At 65.5% G+C, this 23,060-nt stretch carries 16 protein-coding genes; 5 read left to right on the top strand and 11 right to left on the bottom strand.

Going from position 1 to position 23,060, the window contains the following annotated elements; translation table 11 throughout:
* Positions 1-13 precede the first annotated feature (13 nt).
* The 5 genes from AL3_RS03425 to betT all read right to left on the bottom strand — a co-directional run bounded on the left by AL3_RS03425 (position 14) and on the right by betT (position 9,237).
* Positions 14-1,918, bottom strand: a complete 1,905-nt coding sequence (locus AL3_RS03425; RefSeq protein ID WP_066296611.1) for a penicillin-binding transpeptidase domain-containing protein — start codon at positions 1,916-1,918, stop codon at positions 14-16.
* 87 nt (positions 1,919-2,005) lie between these two features.
* A complete protein-coding gene (locus AL3_RS03420) occupies positions 2,006-3,928 on the bottom strand; it encodes a penicillin-binding transpeptidase domain-containing protein (RefSeq protein WP_306303020.1) in 1,923 nt (640 codons plus the stop codon).
* A 92-nt stretch (positions 3,929-4,020) separates the two neighbouring features.
* Complete coding sequence (locus AL3_RS03415) at positions 4,021-5,634, bottom strand: GMC family oxidoreductase (protein WP_066296609.1); 1,614 nt, start codon at positions 5,632-5,634, stop codon at positions 4,021-4,023.
* Positions 5,635-5,638: 4 nt separating this feature from the next.
* Positions 5,639-7,132: an aldehyde dehydrogenase family protein gene (locus AL3_RS03410; RefSeq protein WP_066296607.1), complete on the bottom strand. Its 1,494-nt coding sequence runs from the start codon at positions 7,130-7,132 to the stop codon at positions 5,639-5,641.
* Positions 7,129-9,237, bottom strand: a complete 2,109-nt coding sequence (gene betT, locus AL3_RS03405; protein WP_066296606.1) for a choline BCCT transporter BetT — start codon at positions 9,235-9,237, stop codon at positions 7,129-7,131. The genes AL3_RS03410 and betT overlap by 4 nt, the downstream gene beginning before the upstream one ends.
* A 312-nt stretch (positions 9,238-9,549) precedes the next feature.
* Here betT and AL3_RS03400 point away from each other — a divergent pair, with 312 nt between their 5' ends.
* Together AL3_RS03400 and clpB are read left to right on the top strand one after the other, a co-directional pair.
* Positions 9,550-10,152: an SRPBCC domain-containing protein gene (locus AL3_RS03400; protein WP_066296605.1), complete on the top strand. Its 603-nt coding sequence runs from the start codon at positions 9,550-9,552 to the stop codon at positions 10,150-10,152.
* 181 nt (positions 10,153-10,333) lie between these two features.
* On the top strand, positions 10,334-12,958 hold the full coding sequence (clpB, locus tag AL3_RS03395; protein WP_066296601.1) for an ATP-dependent chaperone ClpB: 2,625 nt from the start codon (positions 10,334-10,336) through the stop codon (positions 12,956-12,958).
* Between the two features lie 104 nt (positions 12,959-13,062).
* On the opposite strand, the gene AL3_RS03390 is transcribed toward clpB, so the two are convergent.
* The gene (locus tag AL3_RS03390) at positions 13,063-15,300 is read right to left on the bottom strand and encodes a septum formation family protein (protein ID WP_083521390.1); all 2,238 of its coding nucleotides are present in this window, start codon (positions 15,298-15,300) and stop codon (positions 13,063-13,065) included.
* Between the two features lie 272 nt (positions 15,301-15,572).
* Between AL3_RS03390 and AL3_RS03385 the strand changes: the two genes are divergently transcribed.
* Positions 15,573-15,809, top strand: a complete 237-nt coding sequence (locus tag AL3_RS03385) for a DUF3073 domain-containing protein (protein WP_066296597.1) — start codon at positions 15,573-15,575, stop codon at positions 15,807-15,809.
* 252 nt (positions 15,810-16,061) lie between these two features.
* Here AL3_RS03385 and purM read toward each other — a convergent pair whose 3' ends face one another.
* The 5 genes from purM to AL3_RS03360 are packed head-to-tail and all read right to left on the bottom strand — an operon-like array spanning position 16,062 to position 20,519.
* Positions 16,062-17,177: a phosphoribosylformylglycinamidine cyclo-ligase gene (gene purM, locus AL3_RS03380; protein ID WP_066296596.1), complete on the bottom strand. Its 1,116-nt coding sequence runs from the start codon at positions 17,175-17,177 to the stop codon at positions 16,062-16,064.
* The gene (purF, locus tag AL3_RS03375) at positions 17,174-18,727 is read right to left on the bottom strand and encodes an amidophosphoribosyltransferase (protein WP_066296594.1); all 1,554 of its coding nucleotides are present in this window, start codon (positions 18,725-18,727) and stop codon (positions 17,174-17,176) included. The genes purM and purF overlap by 4 nt, the downstream gene beginning before the upstream one ends.
* 51 nt (positions 18,728-18,778) lie before the next feature.
* Entirely contained in the window at positions 18,779-19,099 is a 321-nt protein-coding gene (locus AL3_RS03370; RefSeq protein ID WP_066296591.1) for a hypothetical protein, read from the bottom strand.
* Positions 19,100-19,124: 25 nt separating this feature from the next.
* Complete coding sequence (locus AL3_RS03365) at positions 19,125-19,511, bottom strand: sterol carrier family protein (RefSeq protein ID WP_066296589.1); 387 nt, start codon at positions 19,509-19,511, stop codon at positions 19,125-19,127.
* 3 nt (positions 19,512-19,514) lie between these two features.
* A complete protein-coding gene (locus tag AL3_RS03360) occupies positions 19,515-20,519 on the bottom strand; it encodes an asparaginase (protein ID WP_066296583.1) in 1,005 nt (334 codons plus the stop codon).
* A 335-nt stretch (positions 20,520-20,854) separates the two neighbouring features.
* On the opposite strand from AL3_RS03360, the gene purD reads away from it, so the two are divergent.
* Together purD and AL3_RS03350 are read left to right on the top strand one after the other, a co-directional pair.
* Positions 20,855-22,165: a phosphoribosylamine--glycine ligase gene (gene purD, locus AL3_RS03355; RefSeq protein WP_066297084.1), complete on the top strand. Its 1,311-nt coding sequence runs from the start codon at positions 20,855-20,857 to the stop codon at positions 22,163-22,165.
* Complete coding sequence (locus AL3_RS03350; protein ID WP_066296580.1) at positions 22,162-23,055, top strand: phosphoribosylaminoimidazolesuccinocarboxamide synthase; 894 nt, start codon at positions 22,162-22,164, stop codon at positions 23,053-23,055. The genes purD and AL3_RS03350 overlap by 4 nt, the downstream gene beginning before the upstream one ends.
* The last annotated feature ends 5 nt before the right edge of the window (positions 23,056-23,060 follow it).

Here is a 23,060-nt window from a genome sequence, read left to right as displayed (position 1 = left end):
CAGGTCCAGCCGATCAGCCGGCCAGACCGTCAAGGAAAGCGTGCATCACTGCCTCTGCGGGGGATCCCTGCTCCGCGTTCTCAATGAACAGTGCGACGGCGAGATCACCATGAATGGCGACCACCCAGGCATGGGTGCCCGGCGGGGTTTCGCTGACGGAATCGGCGGTGCCGTTTTTGGCCAGCACCGGCCCCCCGGGCACGTCCTGGAGCAGTTCGCCGGTGCCACCGGTGACGACGCCCCGCATCAGTTCCCGCAGCGTCCCGGCCTCATCGCTGGTCATCGGCTCCGGGCCAGCAGTGTTTTCCGCCCCGCCGTCCCCGGACGGAGAGACAAGCGCGGGCTGCACCCGTTCGCCCTTGGCCACGGAGGCGCCGGCAATGGCCAGCGCGAGCGGCGACATCAGGACCTCGCCCTGCCCGATCATCGAGGCAGCATGCAGCGACCCGTCAGCTGCCGCCGGGACTGAACCAAAGGAGGCGGGAGTGCCGATGGCGGCGTCCACGCCCACTCCCAGGCTGGCAGCGGCGGAGGCGAGCCCGGATGGGGGAACCGAGTCCCGGGCGTTGACGAATGCGGTGCTGCAGGATTGAGCGAAGGCTTCGGCGAAGGTGATTCCGCCCAGGTATCCGCTGGGATATGTACCGGGGTTGGTAAAGCTCCGGCCATCCACGTTCACGTCCGCCGGGCAGGAAACCGTGGTCTCCGGTGTGGATCCGGTCCGCAGCAGTGCCAGGGCGGTGACGAGCTGGAACGCGGCCCCCGGAGAGTACTGGCCAAGCAGTGCCGTCTGCGCACCGCCGCTTCCCGGGCCGTTGGCCACAGCCAGGAGATTGCCGGTGGAGGGCTGGACCGCCACCAGGGCCGCTGCGGACGGTTCATCCTTCAGGACTGACTCGGCCTGGGCCTGGATGCCGGCAGCCAGGGTCGTCTGGAGCGGCTTTCCGGGTTCGCCGTCGGTCTCAAACAGCGGCGCCGATGCCACGTTGTCGGTCCCGGCAATGTGGACCGTAACGGCGTCGGCGCCCCTGAGCTGGGAGTCGTATTCCAGCTGCAATCCGGACAGCCCGGCCTGGTCACCGGGTGCCAGCGCGCCGCCGGACTTTTCGATCAGTTCCGGTGTGGCTTCTCCAACGGATCCCAACAGTGCTCCGGTGAAGGAGCCCGGCTGCGTCAGCGACCGGACTTCCGACAGCGCTGCGGCGCCTGGAACGGTGGCGATCTCCGACTCGAAGTTCGCCGGAACACTGTCCTGCCGCACGGTAACCGCGTCCACGAAATCCTTGGGACCGGCCGCCTGGACCTGTGCCGTGAAAGCATCGATGTCCATGTTCAGGAACTGGGACAGGTAGAAGGCGGACGAGGTATACTCCTTCTCGGTCAGCACGGCCTTGTCGATCCCGACGCGCCAGACTGCCCGGTCCGCCATCAAGACGGCTCCGCCGGCACCAAGAATGTCCCCACGGTGCACGGGTGCGGTCGTGCGCACCAGCCGCTCCCCGGGGTCGAGCTCCGGGTGCACCGTGGTGGACGTAAACCGGACCTGCCAGGCATCCTCTTCGTCGCGGTCCAGGGTTACCGAAGTGTCGTAGCTGTAGTCTTCCGCAGCAGCATTGACATCCCAGACGTAGTTGAGCGTGGCAGTTGCCTGCGAACCGGAAGTCTCTTCTATGTCCGTGACGGTCACTGTCGGTTTCAGCGGGGCCATGCCGGAGACAAGATGCCCGAGCATACCGTTGACGGCTTCGACGGAGGAGTCGGAGAACGAGCTGCCCGTTACGTCCAGCGCGGAGAGCCCGGTGGCGAGGGTCTCCGCGGCGGTTTCGGGTCCCGGCCCCTCCTCCGGCGAACAGGCAGCCAGGGACAGTGCCACGACGGAAAGGGTTAGAGCGGATGCGAGCAGGCGGGGTTTCACCATCCGGTCAGGCTATCGGCGGGGACCGGGATCTGGACACGGCCGCCGCTCAAAGTGCGGCGGCCGTCCCTGCATTTCTTTGGTACAGGCTCAGCCGGCCAAGCCGTCCAGGAACGCCTTCATGACCGGGCCGCCGGACGTTGAGCCCAGTTCGCCCTCCTCAATGAACAGTGCGACGGCGAGATCACCCTGGACCGCGACAACCCAGGCGTGGGTGCGCGGCGGAGTTTCGTTGCCGAATTCAGCAGTGCCGGTCTTGGCCAGTACAGGTTCGCCGGGAACAGCCTGGAGCAGCTGGACACCGCCGTCGGTCACGACCGCCCGCATCATTTCCCGGAGGGTGGACGCTTCGGCCGTGGTCACGGAGGGGGAACCGGCGGAGCTGGAAGGGGAGGCCGACGCAGAGGCCGTCTCACCTGCGGCCGCGGCGTCAGGTGCTTTGACCAGCAGTGGGGAGACCCGTTCGCCCTTGGCCACGGAGGCTCCGGCGACGGCCAGTGCCAGCGGGGAGACCAGCACTTCGCCCTGCCCGATCATCGAGGCGGCGTGCAGGGTTCCTTCTGCCGTTTCCGGCACGGAACCGAAGTACGCGGGGGTGCCGATGACGGTGTCCACGCCCAGGCCCAGCGCCTGCGCTGCGGCGGCAAGGTCCGGCTGGGCCACCGTTCCGCGGGCGTTGATGAAGGCGGTGTTGCAGGACTGCGCGAACGCCTGGCGCAGCGGGATGTCCCCGAGGAACTGCGCAGGGTAGGTGCTGGCGTTGTTGAACATCCGGCCGTCCGCGTTGAGCTCCTCGGGACAGGAGACCACCGAATCGGGGGTGGCCCCGGAGCGGAGCATCGCCAGGGTTGTGGCCAGCTTGAAGGTGGAGCCAGGGGCATACTGCCCGAGCAGGGCCGTCTGGGCTCCTTCGCTGCCGGGACCGTTGGCCACGGCCAGGAGGTTGCCGGTGGAGGGCTGGATGGCCACCAGCGCCGAGGCGGAGGGCTCATCTGCCAGGACTGACTCGGCCAGGGTCTGCAGCCGGGTGTCCAGCGTGGTCTGCAGCGGATCGGCAACCACGCCCGCAGAGGTGAAGAGCGGTGCTGAGGCTACGTTCTCGGCAGTGACCGTCCGGATTTGGACGCCGTCAACGCCCCTGAGCTGGGAGTCGTACTGCTGCTGCAGGCCGGAGAGCCCGGTCTGGTCTCCCGCGGAGAGTTCGCCGTTGGATTTCTCGATCAGTTCCGCAGTTGCCTCGCCCACAGATCCGAGCAGTGCCCGGGCGAAGGTTCGGGTGGGTGCCAGCGCGAGAGTGCCCGGGATGGCCGCGGCGCCGGGGATCGCCGCTACCTCGCTCTGGAACTCCGGGGACGAACTGTCCTGCCGGAGCGTGATGGCTTCGACGAAGGCCTGGGGCCCGGAAGCCAGGACCTGCGCGGAATAGGCAGCCGGGTCCAGTTCCAGGAACCCGGCCAGGGCGGCAGCGGAGGACTCGAACTCAGCTTCGGTGATCCAGGACTTGTCGATTCCGACACGCCAGACCGCGCGCTGGGTCACCAGTACCTGCCCGTCCGCACCATGAATTTCACCCCGGGGAACCGGGGCTACCTCTCGGACCAGGTGGTCGCTGGAGGCCAGCTGGGGATGCACCGCGGTGGGGGCGAAACTGACCTGCCAAGCCCCCTCGTCGTCCCGCCGCAGGTCAACGGTGGTGTCATAGCTGAAGTCCTCATCGGAGGCGTTCACATCCCACACATAGCTGAGCGTGGCGGTGGCTTCGTCGTCGGAGATTTCCTCCACGGAGGCTACGCTGACGGTTGGTTTCAGCGGCGCCATGCCGGAAGTCCATTCCGCCAGCCGGAGGTTTGCTTCCTCCGCGGTGGAGTCCAGGAACTTCGCGCCGGAGACGTCCAGCTGCGAGAGTCCTTCAGCGAGTGATTTGGCTGCCTCTTCGGGCTGTGGGCCGTCGTCCGCGGAGCAGGCCGCCAGTGAGAGCCCCAGTATGGACATGGATAGGACAGATGCGAGCAAGCGATGTTTCCCCATCCGCACAGAGTACCGGGAGCTGAAATGAAAAACGGACACGGGCGCAGGTGCACCCGTGTCCGCTCCGGCGGCAGGAACTAAGCGGTGGCCACTGCTCCAACGGCTTCCACACCGGCTGCAGTCCGGGCTTCCCGCACCAGTTCGGCACAGCGCTCGCCGATCATCATGGTGGTGATGTTCGGATTAACGGTGGTCAGTTCCGGCATCACGGAAGCATCAGCCACCCGCAGGCCGGTGACCCCCTTGACCCGCAGCTGCGGATCCAACGGTGCCATCGCGTCGTCGTACGCGCCCATCCGGACCGAACCGGCCGGGTGGTAGACGGTGTTGTGCGTTTTGCGGATGTACTCGGTAATCTGCTCGTCCGTCTGCACGTCCGGTCCCGGGTACAGTTCCCGGCCGGCCCACTCGGCCATAGCCGGCTGGGAAACAATTTCGCGGGCCTTTTTGATGCCGTGGACCATCACGCGCATGTCGTGCGGGTCGGTGAAGTAGCGAGGGTCCACCATCGGCTTGTCGCGGAAATCCCGGCTGCGCAGCCGCACCGTGCCGCGGGACCGCGCGTGCGTTACGTTCGGGGTGAGGCAGAAACCGTTCTCCGTGGTGGGGTACCCCTGGCGCAGGGTGTGCATGTCGAACGGCACCGAACCGTAATGGAACATCAGGTCCGGGCGGTCCAGTCCGTCTTCGGTGGGGGTGAAGATGCCGATTTCCCACCACTGGGTGGAGGTTTCAGTCATGGGCTGCTTCGCCTCCCACTGGATAACGCCCTCGGGATGGTCCTGCAGGTTCGAACCCACGCCGGGAGAGTCCGCACGCACCTCGATGCCGTGTTCGGCCAGGTGCTCCCGTGGGCCGATGCCGGAGAGCATCAGCAGCTTGGGGGAGTCGATCGCACCGGCGGAGAGGATGACCTCGGTCCGGGCGCGCAGCGTGTGGGTACGGGCGAATTGCCCGTCCACCACGTCGACGCCGGTGCAGTGGTTGGCGTCGTCGAATGTCAGTTCCCGGGCGCGCAGCCCGGTCAGCAGCGTGAAGTTCTTCCGTTCCATAATCGGATGGATGTAGGAAACGGAGGACGAGGAGCGGGTGCCGTCCGGATGCCGGTTGATCTGGAAGAAGTTGGCGCCGTTGGTGACGGTCTGCCCGGTGTTGAACTTCGTCCGCGGGATCCCGGCCTGTTCACAGGCGTCCAGGAGGGCGACGCCGCACGGATCGCTGGGCGGCACATTCATCAGTTTCACCGGGCCGTCCGCACCGTGGTGGGGTGCATCCGGGCCGGCGTCCTCGTTGGATTCCAGCTGCTTGTACAGCCGGAAGGCCATCTCGGAGTTCCAGCCTTCAGCGCCGAACTTCGTCTCCCACTCGTCGATGTCCTCGCGGGGCGCCCAGAAGGCGATGCAGGAGTTATGGCTGGAGCAGCCGCCCATGACCTTGGCGCGGGAGTGGCGCATAAACGAGTTGCCGTTTTCCTGCGGTTCGATGGGGTAGTCCCAGTCGTAGCCGGATTCGAGCAGTTCCATCCAGCGGTCCAGCTGCAGGATTTCCTCCAGGCCGCGGTCATCGGACCCTGCTTCCACGAGGGCCACTTCGACGGCGGGATCCTCGCTGAGCCGTGCGGCGACGGCGGCTCCGGCCGAGCCGCCACCGATCACGATGTAGTCAAATTCCGTTTTCTGCAGATGAGTCATGGAGTTAGTTGGCCTTTCCGTGGTCGGCGAACCAGCCGGTCACCTGGGGGCTGATGTTCTGGTAAATGTGCTTCGCTTCCTGGTATTCGCCCAACCCGGTGGGGCCGAGTTCGCGGCCGACGCCGGAGGCTCCGAAGCCGCCCCATTCGGCCTGCGGCAGGTAGGGGTGGAAATCATTGATCCAGATGGTGCCGTGGCGCAGCCTGCGGGCCACCCGCTGGGTCTTCCCGGCGTCCTGTGACCAGACCGCTCCGGCCAGGCCGTAGTCGGTGTCGTTGCCCAGCTCCACGGCTTCGTCTTCGCCGTTGAACGTTTCGACGGTGACCACGGGGCCGAAGGCCTCGTCCACCAGGGCCGAGCTGCCCCGCTGAACGTTTTCCAGCACGGTCGGGGCGTAGTAGAAGCCCTTTTCCAGGTCGCCGGTGCCCCAGGTTCCGCCGCAGCGGACGCGGGCACCTTCGTCGACGGCCTTTTTGACGTAGGCGGTGACCTTGTCCCGGTGGGCCGCGGAAATGAGGGGACCGGTCTCGGCCGACTCATCGAACGGGCCGCCCATGCGGATCTGTTCAGCCCGGCGGACCAGTTCATTCACGAACCGTTCGGCAATTGGTTCTTCGACTATGAGCCGGGCTCCGGCGGAGCAGACCTGTCCGGAGTGGACGAAGGCGGCATTGAGCGCGTTGTCCACGGCGGCGTCGAAATCCGCGTCGGCAAAGACGATGTTGGGGTTCTTCCCGCCGAGTTCCAGGGCCACCTTCTTCACCGTGCCGGCTGCCGCAGCGGCAATGACCTTGCCGGTCGCCAGGCCGCCGGTAAAGGACACAAGGTCGACCTCGGGGGATTCCGCCAGCGGAGCTCCGGCCACGGCCCCGGCTCCAAGCACCAGGTTCGCCGTTCCGCGGGGCAGGCCAAGGTCTTCCAGGACCTGCATCATGAGGATGGACGTGGACGGGGTGAGTTCGGAGGGTTTCAGGATGAAGGTGCAGCCGGCGGCCAGGGCCGGCGCGATCTTCCAAGCGGACTGCAGCAGGGGGTAGTTCCACGGGGCGATCATCCCGCACACGCCCACGGGTTCGTACTCGATCCGGGACACCACACTGGGGTCCCCTGCATCGACGATCCTGCCGGCGTTCTGGCCGGCGGTCTTTCCAAAGTAGGTGAAGCAGGCAGCGATATCGTCCATGTCGAGTTGGCTCTCGACCAGCCGCTTGCCCGTGTCGAGGGTCTCCGCCCGGGCGAACTCATCCTTCCGGGCGCGCAGTTCGGCCGCCACACGGAGCAGGAAGTCGCCTCGTTCCGGGGCGGGGACGGCAGCCCAATCGCCGCGGTCAAAGGCAGCGCGGGCGGCGGCGATCGCTTTCTCGGTGTCAGCGCGGGTGGCCTCGGAAACCGTGGCTACGTGTTCGCCGTCGGCGGGGTTGTGGATGTCACGGGTGCCTCCGTCGGATGCGGGGACCCACTCACCATCGATGAAAAGGGTTGCAGTGGTGGTGCTCATACTTTTTCCTCCTCGCCGACAAAGTCGGCATCCCAGTTGTCTTTGACGACCGGGTCTTCGGTGATTGCGGTATTGCCGGGCACCTCGCGGTTGAGGTGCAGGAATTCAAGGTGCCGTTCGTAGTGGTCCAGGACGTCGGTGATCAGCTGCTCCTTCGTGTAGCCCATGACGTCGTAGCCGTGGCTGCCTTCCAGGGAGAAGACCTCCATGCGGAAGTACTTGGTGTCCGTGGACGCGCTGCGCAGTGCGTACGACGGCGTCTCGTATTGGACGGGGTAAACCTGGTATTTGAAGGGACGTTCATCGCCCAGTCCGACGGCGAGGTCCGCCGAACGGATATCGTTCGATCCGCAGTCGGCAAGGGAGAGGGAAACCTCCGCGCCCTTGGACTCGAGTTCATCGTGGACCTCCTGCAGAGCGGGGTACGCGACACTTTCCACGAACCGCGCTGCCTGCTTGGGTCCGGGGTAGGTCATGGCGCGGGTCAGCCGCTGGCGCCAGGAACGCCCGCCCCTGCTGTCCCCGCCGCGGCCGGCGATCATTCCGGGCAGCGACGCCCGGAAGCTGGCGGCCAGCGAGTTCTCCACCCGCAGCGCCTTGTAGACGCCGAGCATGATGAACAGCAGCAGGATGGACAGCGGCAGACCCATGATGATGGTGGCATTCTGCAGCGTGGAAACACCGCCCACCATCAGCATGGCCAGGGTGAGCAGGCCGGTGACAACGGCCCAGAAGACGCGCATCCACTTCGGGGCGTCGGAATCGGCGTCCTTCAGATGGGAGGTGAAGTTCGCCATCACCAGGGCTCCGGAGTCAGCCGAAGTGACGTAGAACAGCAGTCCGGTGAAGGTGGCGATGGCGGCTGTGACCGGGGCCCAGGGATATTGCTCCAGCAGGCCGTAGAACGCCCGTTCCGGCTGGTTCATGGCTACCTCGCCGAACGCTGCGTTTCCACCCATGACCAGGTCCAGCGCGCTGTTTCCGAAAATGGAGATCCACAGCAGGATGAAGGCGAAGGGGACAACCATGGTGCCCAGGACAAACTGGCGGATGGTCCGCCCGCGCGAAATGCGGGCAAGGAACAGGCCGACGAAGGGTGCCCAGGCGATCCACCAGGCCCAGAAGAACAGGGTCCAGCTGGAGAGCCACTCGTCCGGCCGGTCATAGGCCATCGTGTCCAGCGTCATGCCGGGGAAGCGGCTGAGGACGTCGCCGGTATTCTGCACGATTCCGTCGAACAGGAAGCTGGTTTTGCCGGCAATTAGGACGAACAGCATCAGGCCGACGGCCAGGATCACGTTGAGCTCGGAAAGACGGCGGATCCCCTTCTCCACCCCGGACACCACCGAGATGGTGGCCATGGCCACCGACAACCCGATCAGCGCGATCTGGACGCTGACGTTCTCCGGGACATCGAACATAAAGTTCAGTCCGTAGTTCAGCTGCACGACGCCGATGCCCAGGGAGGTGGCGATGCCGAAGATGGTGCCCAGCAGGGCTGCAATGTCCACGCCATGTCCCAGCGGACCATCGATCTTCCTGCCAAAGATCGGATACAGCGCCGAGCGGATGCTCAGTGGCAGGTTGTGCCGGTAGGCGAAGTACCCCAGGGCCAGTCCCATGAGGGCGTAGAGCGCCCAGCCCGTGATGCCGTAGTGGAAGAGAGTCCACACGAGGGCCTGCCGGGCTGCCTCGGCAGTGGAACCGTCGCCCTGCGGCGGTGCAAGGAACTGGGTAACGGGCTCGGAGACCGAGAAGAACATCAGGTCGATGCCAATCCCGGCGGCGAACAGCATCGCTGCCCAGGTGAACAGGCCGAACTGAGGCTTTGAATGGTCTGGGCCGAGTTTTGTTTTGCCGACGCCGGAAAGAGCGATAACCAGGACGAAAATCACCACCAGGGTCACAACCAGGAAGTAGTACCACCCCATGTTGGTGGACACCCAGCCCACGATCGCTCCGATGACAGCCTCCGCCGATTCGGTGGAGATCATGGCCCACAAAGCGATGGCGATGATGCCAATGGCGGAGCCGATAAAGACCGTCTTGTTGACGCGGGTTTTGGTGGCTGTTTCGGGCGGTGTTTCCGCATCCGGGCTGGTCATCGGGTCCTTTTCAGAGTCGGCAGAAAAAAGTAAGGTTCCTTACTCTCGGAGCTGTCAGGCTATCAAAGCGGCAATGACGGGAGCCAGATTAGGAGATCCAGCTCACATTTCCGGGGGTTCTCCGGGTCTGTCGGGGGCGGGCTCCGGTGGGACTGCAAAGCCTGTCCCGGGGCGCTTTTCTTTGCTAATCTCCAATGAGGGCGGGCGTGTCCCGCCTCACAGACCGGTTTTCGGGGTGCCCGGCCGGACGGCTGCATCAATCCGGATCGACTCCTCAGAACCGCAACGACGGCACGCTGAAGGAGCGGATGCATGTCCGACCTGGAGATACAACTTTCCGACACCGAGCGGTCCTTCGGGCTCCGCCAGATTCAGGCTGGGCATGCGCGCATGCTCGTGATCGGACGCTACCTTCCACAGCCCATCGGAGAGGTGTGGAACGCCCTGACCGACCCTGCCAGCATTGGAGCCTACTTCGTCGAGCCGCAGGGCGACTTTCGGCGCGGGGGCGACTATGAGGTGCCTGGCTTCTCCCAGGGGACCATCTTGCGGTGCGATCCGCCGCGGCTGCTGACACTTTCCTGGATCCCGCCGCATGGAAATGACGGTGAGCTGGAAATCCATCTGGCCGATGAGGACGGGGCCACGCGGGTGGAACTGCTCTACGCTTCCGTGCGCAAGAGATTTGCCGTTATGACCCCGGATGTCAACGAGTGGGCGGCAGGGCCGGGCTGGGAGTTCTTCCTCGATAACCTCACCGCGCACCTTGATAACCGGGAGGTGCGTCCGGCAGGCCGGGACTGGCGAACCATGGAGGGCGCAGACAAAGAGCTTTATCATGCCCGGAACGACGAATGGGTGCGGGTGAGGGAGGAATTCGAGCGGGAACACAGCCCGTTGCCCGGACCCGAGTAAACCTGGTCCAGGCGTACGAAACTGCCTGTGGATAACTTTACGTCCAACCTTGAGTGGACTACACTCAATCTTGTTGAGCATGGTCGGATGAAGCCAGATGGCAGGACCGTCAGGGTTCTCCAATTGGGCAGTCCACCGAGAGCTTGTTTGGTTGTTCTCCGAGCCTGAGAAGGAGCCCGCTGTGGATACGAAGTTCACAAATAAGAGCCAAGAGGCGCTTCAGTCCGCCGCCATGAATGCGACTACTGCCGGCAATCCCCAGATTGAGCCTGCCCATTTGCTGAAGGCGCTGATGGACCAGCGCCAGGGGGTGGCCGTGGCGCTGCTTAAGGCTGCGGGTGCCAATCCAGACGCTGTCAGCGTCGCGGCGAGCAACGCGATCCATGACCTGCCCTCCAGTTCCGGCTCATCCGTCCAGCAACCCCAGTTCTCGCGCCCCCTTCTGCAGGTCATCAACGCAGCGCAGCAGGAGGCTGCCCAACTCGGTGATGCCTACGTTTCCACCGAGCATCTGCTTCTGGCGCTGTCAGTCGACAGCGGGCCTGCAGGCAAAGCGCTGCGTGACAACAACGCCGGCCACGATGTGCTGGCCGCTGCCCTTCCCACCGTCCGAGGAGATCGAAAAGTGACGAATGCCGATCCGGAGAACACCTTCCAGGCACTGGAAAAGTACAGCACCGACCTCACTGAACTGGCGAGGTCAGGAAAACTGGACCCCGTCATCGGCCGCGATGCTGAAATCCGCCGGGTCATCCAGGTGCTGAGCCGCCGAACGAAGAATAACCCGGTGCTGATCGGTGAACCCGGGGTCGGTAAGACCGCCGTCGTCGAAGGCCTGGCGCAGCGGATCGTGGCGGGGGATGTGCCGGAGAGTCTCAGCGGCAAGACACTGCTCTCGCTGGACCTCGGATCCATGGTGGCGGGTGCTAAGTACCGCGGCGAATTCGAAGAACGGTTCAAGGCCGTGCTGGAGGAGATCGCCAGCGCCGAAGGGCAGATCGTCACCTTCATCGATGAGATGCACACCGTTGTGGGCGCAGGGGCGGCTGAAGGATCCATGGACGCCGGCAACATGCTCAAGCCGATGCTGGCCCGCGGCGAACTGCGCCTGATCGGCGCCACTACGCTGAACGAATACCGTGAAAATGTGGAGAAGGACGCTGCGCTGGAGCGCCGTTTCCAGCAGGTCTTCGTGGGGGAGCCCAGCGTTGCGGACACCATCGGCATCCTCCGCGGCCTGAAGGAACGCTACGAAGCGCACCACAAGGTAGCGATCGCAGACTCGGCGCTGGTTGCGGCGGCTAACCTCTCCAACCGGTACATCACCGGCCGCCAGCTTCCGGACAAGGCCATTGACCTCGTCGATGAGGCCGCGTCGCGGCTGCGGATGGAGATCGACTCTGCTCCGGAGGAAATCGATGAGCTGCGCCGCGCCGTGGACCGGCTCACCATGGAGGAACTGGCTATCTCCGGGGAAACGGATGAGGCCTCGCTGGAACGCCTCGAAGTGCTCCGTGCGGACTTGGCGAACAAGAAGGAACAGCTCGCCGCCCTCAATGCCCGCTGGGAGGCGGAGAAGGCCGGCCTCAACCGCGTTGGCGACATCAAGGCCCGCATCGACGAACTGCGTTCGCTGGCTGAAAAAGCCCAGCGCGACGGCGATCTGGCCGAGGCATCCAGGATCCTGTACGGCGAGATCCCGGCCATGCAGAAGGAACTCGACGCGGCGCAGGAAGCCGAGCAGGACCAGTTCGGTGAGGAGGCCAGGGAACTGATGGTCTCCGAGGAAGTCACTGCCGACGACATCGCCGAAGTGGTCTCCGCCTGGACCGGGATCCCTGCCGGCCGCATGCTCCAGGGCGAGTCCCAGAAGCTGCTGGAGATGGAATCAGTCATCGGGTCCCGGCTGATCGGCCAGAGCAGCGCCGTCTCCGCCGTGGCGGACGCCGTCCGCCGTTCCCGCGCCGGGGTCAGCGATCCGGACCGGCCTACCGGTTCCTTCCTGTTCCTGGGCCCCACCGGCGTCGGCAAGACCGAACTGGCCAAGGCCCTTGCGGAGTTCATTTTCGACGACGAACGCGCCATAGTCCGTATGGACATGAGCGAGTATGCCGAAAAGCACACCGTGTCCCGCCTGGTTGGGGCTCCTCCCGGATACGTCGGATATGAGGAAGGCGGCCAGCTCACCGAGGCAGTCCGCCGACGCCCCTACTCCGTCATCCTGCTGGACGAGGTGGAGAAGGCCCACCCTGACGTCTTCGACATCCTGCTGCAGGTTCTCGACGACGGCCGGCTGACGGACGGGCAGGGCCGTACCGTGGACTTCCGCAACGTGATCCTGATCCTGACCTCCAACCTCGGGTCCCAGTTCCTGGTGGACCCGGGGCTGAACGAGGACCAGAAACGTGAATCAGTGATGTCCATGGTCAACGCCAACTTCAAGCCGGAGTTCCTGAACCGGCTGGATGACATCATCCTCTTCGACCCGCTGAGCCTGGAAGAGCTGTCCCAGATCGTGGACATCCAGGTCCGCGGGCTCGCCGCCCGGCTGAAGGACCGCCGCCTGACCCTGAAGGTCACCGACGCAGCACGCGAGTGGCTGGCGCTGACCGGATATGATCCGGCCTACGGCGCCCGGCCACTGCGCCGGCTGGTGCAGCGCGAAATCGGCGACAAACTCGCCAAGGGCATCCTGGCGGGCCGGATTTCCGACGGCGACACCGTCTTGGTGGATCGTCCCGAAGGCATCGGAGATGAACTCGGGGCACAGGGCCTCAGCGTGGAAGCAGTGGCGCCCGTCGGGTAGCTCCTGCGCAGACGAAAACCGGAAGGCCGCCAGCTGCGGCCTTCCGGTTTTGTTTGTCGCGCCTTGATATTCGTCTGGCCTCGTTCGGGGCTTGGACGATGGTCCTAGGGCTGGACGATGAGGGATTCTGTCAGATCTTCGCCCGGAGCAACCACAAAGCAGTCCACCCGGCGGTCGCCTGCGTCCCAGGAACTCTGGGTGGGGATGGCCCGGTTCAATTCCAGGTCTGAGTACTGGGAGGCGGAATCCGTGTACATCGCGGAAGAACAGACCTGCTCGGCCTTGGCAGTCAGCGCATCCGTGCCAGGGAAGGAATCCGAGTTGAGGTAGGACTCGCTGGCGACCAGCTGGGCATTGTGCGGGGTCTCGCAGGTGACTACCGTGACCTCTGCGTTAACGCTCTGGAAATCCTGGATGCAGGCGCCTGCCTCCAGATCGATGGGAGCGACCGAATCCTCCAGGACGCCCTCCTCCCGGTTGCTGTCAGCCACGACCGTGGCCAGCCAGATGCCGAGCAGGACAATGATCAGGATCGATCCGATGAGGACCAGTATGCGGGTGGTCCTGCTGCTGCCGCCGGTCTTGGCGGCGGCTTCTTCGGCTTCCCTGGTGCGCCGCGCCCGCCGCGAATCGGCAGGTACGGCTGAGGAACCGGAAGGATGAACTACGTGGGTGACTCCGGTGTCTGCTGAATCCTCGGCCGGGACCTTTTTGGTCAGCGAGAGGGATGCAAAGGAATCGGTAACGGGCGCGGCAACATCGGTGCTGTCGCCGCTGACCACGGCTGTGGCGATAACGGGCTGCGCACCGGTGCGGCCGGTTGTGCCGGCGGTGCTGGCAGTCAGCGCCGTATCTTCCTCCTCCCCGGCATGCTGGGGGAGAGCGGTGTCCTTAGTGGCCCCGGCGTCCGCTGCGGCAGCGTCGTCCGAAGCATTAGCATCGTCCGCGTTGGCAGTGTTGTCCCCAGAAGGCAAAGTGTCCTCGGTGCCTTCACCGGTGCCTACACCGGTGTCCGTCGGATCTTCGTCCGCCTTGCCGGCAGGACTTTCCCCGGTCGAGTTCGGCTTATCCCCGGAATCCGTATCCTGCGCAGAATCCCTGTCCTTGGCTGAATCCGAAGTCTCCGCCGATTCTCCCGATCCCGCAGCCTTTGCAGCCCCAGCCGCCCCTTCAGCCTTTGCAGGTTCGGCTGTGCCTAAACCGGAGCCGGAATCAGAGTCGTCCTCAGCGGGATGGGCAGCCGGGTCCTCCGGCGGGGCGGGGGCGGCACCCTGGTCAGCCCTGTCAGCCTGGTCAGCCAGCTCGGCGGCATCGGGGGCAGCCTCAGCGGCTTCCTCCCCGGCGTCGCTGCCGTCAGCCTCAGGGGGAGCCCCTGCCTCTCCGGCAGCGGGTTCCAGCTCAGTGAGGCCCTCCCCGGCGTCAACGGCGATTTCGGTGCCTTCGGGGGCGGGCTCGGTAATGCCGGCCTGCTTGCCGGCTTCAGCTGCCTCTTCCGAAACCGCCCGCACCTCGGCTGCGGCCTCAGGAAGCGAAGCGGCCTCGGCTGCCTCAGCGCTGATGGAAGGGGTCTCCAGCGACGGTTCTGCGAGATGCACGTCTTCGACGGGAATGACAACGGGTTCCAGCGGAGCAGCCTGCTGGACCTCGGACTCAAACACTTGGGCCCATGCCTCGGCGTCACGGGTCCCGCCGCCGGAAAGCCAGGCCGGTGCTTCGGTGTGGGAGACCAAGTCGGTCAGGACGGCGTCTGGCTCCGAGGCGGGGGGTGCCGCCGGTTCCCCGGCGGGCCCGGATTCCAGGTCTGCGGTTTCCGGCTGTGGCTCGTGGTCCGCTGGCTCAGAACCTGTTGGCTCGGAATCTGTGGGCTCGGGGGCCGCTGGCTCCGGGCCTGTTGATTTGGGTGTCGTGGGTTCGTCTGCTGGCCCGGAGGCGTCCTTAGCGCCGGGACCGCTGCGCAGCGGTGGCCGTTTGGTCCCGCCCTTGGAGCCGAGCAGTCCCTTGGCAACGGTGCCCTTCTTCGCAGAGGCCGGCCGCTTGGCACCAGGGGTGCGTCTGCCTGTTTTCCCCGGTTTACCTGCTTTCCCGGGTGTGCCGGGCTGCTCGGCCTTGTCTACGGGGGAAGCACCCGGTCCGGGGCGCCCACTGGTTGCTGACTGCTGCGGCTTGATAACGGGAATGCTCCTTGTGGCGGGGTTGTTCCGGAGAGGCGGTGCTGCCTTCGCAGCGGGAGGAGTTGCCCCGGAACCCTTGGGGACGGCGCTGCCCTTCGCGGGCGGGGAAGGCCGCAGGGACTTCCCGGGCAGGGATGAACCTGCCCGTGGCGTCCGCTTCTGATCGCTCATGGTGAACGTCTGTCCTCCCTATTCGTGGCCACGCTGGTGTCCCGCAACGTCTGTTCCTCCCTGACTTTAGCGAATTTGCAGGTGGCAGCGCAGTACGCACCGGTCACGGACCAGGAGTAAACTTGGAAGTTGAGTGCGCGTGAGGTCATGCAGGGGCACAACGACGCGGGAAAACATGTAACCTGTAGATACGACAAATTGACCAAATTCCGGGGCCTCGCTCTCCTGCCCGAGCGACCACCTCCGGATCGACGCAAAAAGGGGGTCACGCCATGGGGCGCGGCCGTCAAAAGGCAAAAGCAACCAAGCAGGCACGCGAGATGAAGTACTTCACTCCTGCCACGGACTACTCGGCCCTGCAGCGAGAGCTGTCTGGTCCAACGAGCCGTCCATCGAGTCGATATCCCGAGGAACCGGCCGAGCCGGACTACTCGGCGTACGAGGATAAGTACGCAGATCAATTTGGCGATGAAGACGACGAGGACGAGGGTTCCCGCCGCATCGGCTAGATGCAGCACATCCCTCGTTTTCCGGCAAGCCAATTGCCCTCCTTCAGCGGATCACCGGTCGGTGGATCCGCTGAAGGGCGTTTAAACGGGTTTTAGCAGCGCACCACGGAGCTGGACACCCACAAGGTCACGCCGGCAATCGATCAAAAAGATCACCAGCAACAAGATCCCCAGCAACAAGATCATCGGCAAAAAAGAGGGTGGACACTCATGGAGTGTCCACCCTCTTTTGCGTTGAAGGCTGGTGACCGCTTAGGCGTAGCTGCCAACCAGGCGGACGGCGCCGCCGTCGACACCCTTGGCGCCCTGGACGTAGTCCGGGTTAGCGGTGTCGGGTTCCCCTGCTGTTCCCACAGTTCCCATGGTCCAGGCCGGAACACCGCGCTCGGCCAGGCGGGCTAGGGCAGCGTCGGCTCCGGCGGCGTCGACAATCGCCACCATGCCAACCCCCAGGTTCAGTGTCCGCTCCAGATCTGGAAGCGGAACGTTGCCCAGTTCGCCAATGAGCTTGAAGACCGGGGGAAGCTCCCAGGTGGAGCGGTCAATGGTGGCTTCCATGCCCTTGGGCAGCACCCGGGCCAGGTTCGCGGCCAGCCCGCCGCCGGTGACGTGGCTGAAGCCGTGGACACCTGCCGGAGCGAAGCGTGCCAGGTCCAGGCAATCCGCGGCATAGACACGGGTGGGCTCGAGCAGTTCTTCGCCGAGGGTGCGTCCCAGTTCCGGGATCTGGCGTTCGAGCTGCCAGCCGGCGTGGTTGATCACGCGGCGGACCAGGGAGTAACCGTTGGAATGGATACCGGAGGACGCCAGGCCAATAACCACGTCACCGTTGCGCACCCGCTCCGGGCCGAGCAGGTCCGCAGCTTCCACAACGCCGGTGGCGGCACCGGCGACGTCGTACTCGTCAACGCCCAGCAGTCCGGGATGCTCGGCAGTCTCTCCGCCCACCAGGGCAGTGCCGGCAACTTCGCAGGCTGCGGCGATGCCGCGGACGATGTCCGCGATGCGTTCCGGGACCACCTTGCCGCATGCAATGTAGTCGGTCATAAACAGCGGTTCGGCTCCAACCACCACGATGTCATCCACAACCATGCCAACCAGGTCGAAACCGATGGTGTGGTGGATATCGAGGGCCTGGGCGATGGCCACCTTGGTGCCGACGCCGTCTGTGGAGGTTGCCAGCAGCGGCTTCCTGTAGGTCAGGAGCCGGGAGACGTCGTAGAGTCCGGCGAATCCGCCGACCCCGCCGATGACGCTGTCATTGTGGGTGGCCTTGACGGCCGCCTTCATCAGTTCAACGGCTTTGTCGCCGGCTTCGACGTCCACACCTGCGGAGGCGTAGGTGATGGCGTTTTCGCTCGCGCTCATACTGGTTCTTTCTTGTCTGTCGGTGTCAGGAGGTTCTCGAATTCGCTGTCCGGGCCGGGATCGCAGCCATTGGAGCCGTCCGCGTCCGCGGAGTTCTCCAGCAGGTTCTTGCCCAGGCGGTCAGCGGAGGGAAGTTCGATGGGGTACTCGCCGGTGAAGCAGGCGGTGCAGAGTTTCTCCCGCGGCTGCTGGGTTGCCCCGATCATGCCGTCGTCAGAGATATAGGCCAGGGTGTCCGCCCCGATGGAGGTGCAGATTTCTTCGACCTCGGCGCCGTTGGCGATCAGCTCGGCGCGGGAGGCGAAGTCGATGCCGTAGAAGCAGGGCCACTGAACGGGCGGTGAGGAGATCTTGACGTGGACTTCCTTCGCGCCGACCTCGCGCAGCATCCGCACAATGGCGCGCTGCGTGTTGCCGCGGACGATCGAGTCGTCCACCACCACTACGCGCTTGCCGCGGATCACGGATTCCAGGGCGTTGAGCTTCAGCTTGATGCCCAGCTGACGCAGGGTCTGGCTGGGCTGGATGAAGGTGCGGCCCACGTAGGAGTTCTTGACGAAACCGTGCGCGAAGGGAATACCGGACTGCTCGGCGTAGCCCACGGCGGCCGGTGTGCCCGATTCCGGAACCGGAATCACGATGTCGGCGTCCACGGAGTTTTCGCGGGCCAGCTGGCGGCCCATTTCCACGCGGGATTCGTAGACCGAGCGCCCGTTGATGGTTGCATCCGGGCGGGCCAGGTAAACGTATTCGAATACGCAGCCGGCAGGGGTCGGTTCTCCGAACATCTGCGAACGGACTCCGTTTTCATCGATCGCGATGAACTCGCCGGGCTTGATTTCGCGGATGAAGGTAGCACCGACAGTGGCCAGGGCAGATCCTTCGGAAGCGACAACCCAGCCGCGGTTCAGCCGCCCAAGGACCAGAGGGCGGACGCCGTAGGTGTCACGCGCGGCGTACAGGGTGCCTTCGTCCATAAAGACGAAGGAGAACGCGCCGCGCAGTTTGGGCAGCAGCTCGAGCGCTGTTGCTTCCAGGGTGCGGCCGTCCGTGCCGTTGAGCAGCGCGGTGACCAGAGCCGTGTCAGAGGTGTTGCCCTGGGCGATTTCGCCCGCGCGGGGGCGGCCCTGGCGTTCCAGGATCAGGTCATAGAGTTCTGCGGAGTTGGTGAGATTGCCGTTGTGGGCCAGTGCTACTGTGCCGGAGGCTGTCGCACCGAGGGTCGGCTGCGCATTGGCCCAGTGGGAACCGCCGGTTGTGGAGTAGCGGCAGTGGCCGATGGCGATGTGCCCCAGCAGGGTGTTGAGGGTGGTCTCGTCGAAAACCTGGGAGACCAGGCCCATGTCCTTGTAAACGCTGATTCGTTTGCCGTCGCTGGTTGCGATTCCCGCGGACTCCTGTCCGCGGTGCTGCAGCGCATACAAACCGTAGTAGGTAAGCTTCGCTACCTCTTCGCCGGGGGCCCAGACACCGAAAACGCCGCAGGCATCCTGCGGTCCTTTCTCGCCGGGCATGAGATCGTGGGAAAGCTTTCCGTCACCGCGTGCCATAGGAATTATTCTCTCATGACCGCCGCGTGCAGCCGGTTCTGGGGCAGAGCGTTACGCGGCGGGGGATCCGCCGGTGTTACCGGGCTCGTCATCAGCTGCTTCGACGATGGCGTGCTTGGCACGGCGGACACTGATCCGGTCCAGGACGAGCGCAGCGATCGAGCCCAGTCCCACGCCGGGAAGCGCGAGGATCACGAAAAAGAAGCCCAGAACTGACTCACGGGTGTACTGCGGGTTCTCCGGCCCGGTGTAGGCCATCACCACGGCCACAACAAAGGCGGCAACCGCGCCCAGCACCATAAAGGGAACGAAGCGGGGAGCGCGGCGAATGGTGATCTCGCGCCGCTCAGGGCTGTGCTGCTCGGAAGTCATACGGGAATTCTACCGGCAGTAGAGGCTACTGTCCGACGCCGGTCCCAAGCTCCGGGAACAGCGGAAGGCACTCGGACAGGTCTGCGCGAAGCCCCGAGGCAGAGACTTTCCCGGCGGCGACGGCGCCGGTCCAGGACAGCGAACCGGTCACCAGGGCAAGCCAGGTGGCCGCGTCTGTCTCCACCACATTGGGCGGTGTACCGCGTGTATGCCGCGGCCCCGGGATGCATTGGGTAACGCCAAACGGCGGCACCCGCACTTCCACGCTGTTGCCCGGTACCCGCTCCGCCAGCTCCTCGAGCGCAAAGCGCACGGCTGTCGCCGTCGTCGTCCGGTCTGTTCCACTTGCAGCCGCAGCCGCAGCGGAAAGTGCTGCCCGGCCGTCGGCGGCGGAAATCCTGCGCCGTGCCATGCCTCAGTCCAGCAGTGCGGTGACGGGGGCGGCCAGCCGGAGACTCCCGACCGGGTTGCCGCCGCCGAGGACCGGCGGGACAACCTTGGCGAGGACCTTGAAAACGGCTTCCGGGTCGATCGCACCGCTGGCCGCAAGCAGGGTCAGGCCCACCAGGGTTGCAGCCCGTCCGTTGCCGTCGAGCATCTTCAGGGCAACGGCAACGCCGGTGCTGGTACCCAGGACCAGGACGCCTTCGGCACCGCTCTTGGCGATGACACCGAGGTCCTCCATCACAATGGTGTTTTCCTTGCCCGCACCGTGCACGGCCCAGGGGTAGTCGAGCATGGCGGTGGCCACGGTGGCGGCACGCGCGTCACCGTGCTTGCCGGACGGGGCCTGGGCCAGCCGGCCGATGCCCCGGGCCAGTCCGGTCAGGGAAACCGCTGCCAGCGGAGCTCCGCAGCCGTCCACGGCCCAGTGGGCAGGTGTTTCCCCGCAGTATTCTTCGACAACGCGGGCGACGCCCTGCTGCATTGGGTGCTGCGGATCCAGGTAGGTTGCGGTGTCCCAGCCGTTTTCGGTGCAGGCCCAGAGGAAGGCTGCATGCTTCCCGGAACAGTTGAACGCAATTTTCTGTTTCCCGGCGCCGGAGCGGATCAGCGCTGTCCGCGCTTCCTCGTTCTGCGGCCAGTCCGCCGGGCACTGCAGGTGCTCTTCGGTCAGGCCTGCGGCCTCCAGCATGCCGCGGACGACGTCGGTATGTTCTTTCGCGCCCGTATGGCTGGCCGCGGCGAGAGCCACCTGCGGTCCTCGCAGGGGAACGCCGGCCTGCATCGCGGCGACCGCCTGAAAGGGCTTGAGGGAGGAACGGGGGAAGACCGGCGTAGTGATGTCGCCGAGGGCAGTGACCACCGACCCGTCAGCCGAGAGGACGACGGCGGACCCCACATGCCGTGACTCGATGAAACCGTTGCGTTCCACAACGGCGAGTTCGACGGCATCAGCGGCAGTAAAAGTGGCAGGCATACTGCCAGTCTACGAAAGTCCGGCGCGCAGCCCGGGACGCGCGCTGGTATCCGCGGAAGGTTGTTGCCGGTGTAGGGGAGCGGGCCGACGCGGGGTCCGGAAAATGTGAGCCGACGCGCGCGGTGAGGCAGGGGCGCGATGACCGCCCCGGCACAGCCATCGAGCCCGCCTGCCGCATTGCCCGCACCGGCGAACCCAAAGAGCCCGCCGCTCTTTACTATCCGCTCCGCCCACGGCGCGGGCAACGCCTCCGGGTGAAACCGGTACCGTCGGCCGCCGTCATGCTGATGCCCCGGCTTTCAGGCCGCGCGTCCCTGCCAGTACGCTGAATGATTGTGAAGGTTCTCGTTGTTGGCCCCGGTGGCCGCGAACACGCCATTGTCCGGGCATTGCTGGCCGACCCCTACGTTTCGGAAGTCCATGCGGCTCCCGGAAACGCCGGAATCGCCCAGATTGTGCCAGTCCATCCCGTCAACGCCAGCGATCCCGCGGCCGTGACCGAACTGGCCCGCAGCCTCGGTTCAGACCTCGTGATTGTCGGGCCTGAGGCTCCGCTCGCCGCCGGCGTATCCGACGCGCTGGCCGAAGCCGGTATCCCGGTCTTCGGCCCGTCCCGCGAGGCGGCCCAGCTCGAAGCATCGAAAGCGTTCGCCAAGCAGATCATGGCCGCTGCCAATGTCCCCACCGCGATGGCCCGGGTGGCCGCCACGGCTGAGGAAGCCGCGGACGCGCTGGACACCTTCGGTGCGCCGTACGTGGTCAAGGACGACGGGCTTGCGGCTGGGAAGGGCGTCGTCGTTACGTCCGACCGGGATGAAGCCCTGGCCCACGCCGAAGCCTGCTTCGACGCCGGCGGCACCGTGGTGATCGAGGAATACCTCGACGGCCCCGAAGTCTCCCTCTTTGTCCTCTCCGACGGGCGGCATGTGGTGCCGCTCGCCCCCGCGCAGGACTTCAAGCGCATCTTCGACAACGATGAAGGCCCCAATACCGGCGGCATGGGTGCCTACTCGCCGCTCGAGTGGGCGCCGGCAAACCTGGTCGACGACGTTATTGCCCGCGTCGCCCAGCCAACCGTGGATGAAATGGCTGCCCGCGGCACACCGTTTGTCGGTGTGCTGTACTGCGGGCTGGCGCTCACCTCCCGCGGGATGCGCGTCATCGAATTCAACGCGCGCTTCGGCGATCCGGAAACCCAGGCCGTTCTGGCCCGGCTGAAGACTCCGCTCGGCGGGCTGCTGCTGGCTGCCGCCAAGGGCGAGCTGGATGCCATGGAGCAGCTGAAGTGGGACGCGCGCACCGCCGTCGCCGTCGTCGTCGCATCTGAAAACTACCCCGACACACCGCGCACCGGAGACCCGATCCTGGGTCTGGTGGAAGCGGAAGCGATCGAGGGTGTGCACGTGCTGCACGCCGGAACCCGGATCGATGACGCGGAGATCGTCAGCGCCGGAGGCCGGGTGCTCGCCGTCGTGGCCCTGGGCCAGGACCTGGTGCAGGCACGGGACCTCGCGTATGCCGGCGTCGCCGAGATCGGCCTGGAGGGCTCGCAGCACCGGACCGACATTGCGCTCAAGGCCTCCCGCGGCGAAATCGTGGTGCCGGCCGGCAGCGCGGGCGTCGACAACGAGAAGGAACTTTCATGAGCGAGGCACCGCAGCTGCAGGGCTGGCAGCACATCTACTCCGGGAAGGTCCGCGACCTGTACGTTCCGGCCGGCACGGACGCTCCGGATGACCGGGTGCTGGTGGTCGCCAGCGACCGGATCAGCGCCTACGACCACGTGCTTTCCAGCACCATCCCGGACAAGGGCCGGATCCTGACCCAGCTCAGCCTGTGGTGGTTCGACCAGCTGAAGAGCATTCCCAACCACGTGATTTCCGCGGACGAAGGTGTTCCGGCCGAAGTCGCCGGGCGCGCCATGATCTGCAGGAAGCTGGAGATGTACCCGGTGGAGGCCATCGCCCGCGGCTACCTCACCGGTTCCGGGCTTCTCGAGTACAAGAACTCGCAGACCGTTTGCGACGTGCCGCTGCCGGCCGGCCTGGTCGACGGCTCGCGGCTGGAGCCGGCGATTTTCACGCCGTCAGCCAAGGCTGAGGTGGGCGAGCATGACGAGAACATTAATTACGACGCCGTCGTCACCGCCGTGGGTGCCGAGACCGCCGCGAAGATCCGCGACCTGACGCTGGAGATCTACACCACCGCCGAGGCGATTGCCCGGGAGCGGGGGATCATCCTGGCGGACACCAAGGTGGAGTTCGGCCTGGATCCGGCCACCGGCCTGGTCACCCTGGGCGATGAGGTGCTGACCCCGGATTCCTCGCGGTTCTGGGATGCCTCCCTGTACGAGCCGGGCCAGGCGCAGCCGTCCTTCGACAAGCAGTACGTCCGGGACTGGCTCACGTCACCGGAATCCGGCTGGGACAAGGCCTCGGACACCCAGCCTCCCGCGCTGCCGGCCGACGTCGTCGAGCGCACCCGCGCCCGCTACATCGACGCGTACGAGCGATTGACCGGAAAGACGTTCGTCTAGCTTTC

It is taken from the genome of Arthrobacter luteolus NBRC 107841 (assembly GCF_001552075.1).
Taxonomy (GTDB): Bacteria; Actinomycetota; Actinomycetes; order Actinomycetales; family Micrococcaceae; genus Arthrobacter_B; species Arthrobacter_B luteolus.
This window is presented reverse-complemented; position numbering and strand designations above follow the sequence as displayed.

Excerpts from the sequence above, each read along its gene's own strand:
- AL3_RS03415 (WP_066296609.1), bottom strand. The coding sequence starts at position 5,634 with ATGACTCATCTGCAGAAAACGGAATTTGACTACATCGTGATCGGTGGC.
- purM (WP_066296596.1), bottom strand. The coding sequence starts at position 17,177 with ATGAGCGCGAGCGAAAACGCCATCACCTACGCCTCCGCAGGTGTGGAC.
- AL3_RS03410 (WP_066296607.1), bottom strand. The coding sequence starts at position 7,132 with ATGAGCACCACCACTGCAACCCTTTTCATCGATGGTGAGTGGGTCCCC.
- purF (WP_066296594.1), bottom strand. The coding sequence starts at position 18,727 with ATGGCACGCGGTGACGGAAAGCTTTCCCACGATCTCATGCCCGGCGAG.
- AL3_RS03360 (WP_066296583.1), bottom strand. The coding sequence starts at position 20,519 with ATGCCTGCCACTTTTACTGCCGCTGATGCCGTCGAACTCGCCGTTGTG.
- AL3_RS03425 (WP_066296611.1), bottom strand. The coding sequence starts at position 1,918 with ATGGTGAAACCCCGCCTGCTCGCATCCGCTCTAACCCTTTCCGTCGTG.
- betT (WP_066296606.1), bottom strand. The coding sequence starts at position 9,237 with ATGACCAGCCCGGATGCGGAAACACCGCCCGAAACAGCCACCAAAACC.
- AL3_RS03390 (WP_083521390.1), bottom strand. The coding sequence starts at position 15,300 with ATGAGCGATCAGAAGCGGACGCCACGGGCAGGTTCATCCCTGCCCGGG.
- AL3_RS03350 (WP_066296580.1), top strand. The coding sequence starts at position 22,162 with ATGAGCGAGGCACCGCAGCTGCAGGGCTGGCAGCACATCTACTCCGGG.
- AL3_RS03400 (WP_066296605.1), top strand. The coding sequence starts at position 9,550 with ATGTCCGACCTGGAGATACAACTTTCCGACACCGAGCGGTCCTTCGGG.
- AL3_RS03370 (WP_066296591.1), bottom strand. The coding sequence starts at position 19,099 with ATGACTTCCGAGCAGCACAGCCCTGAGCGGCGCGAGATCACCATTCGC.
- AL3_RS03365 (WP_066296589.1), bottom strand. The coding sequence starts at position 19,511 with ATGGCACGGCGCAGGATTTCCGCCGCCGACGGCCGGGCAGCACTTTCC.
- AL3_RS03385 (WP_066296597.1), top strand. The coding sequence starts at position 15,573 with ATGGGGCGCGGCCGTCAAAAGGCAAAAGCAACCAAGCAGGCACGCGAG.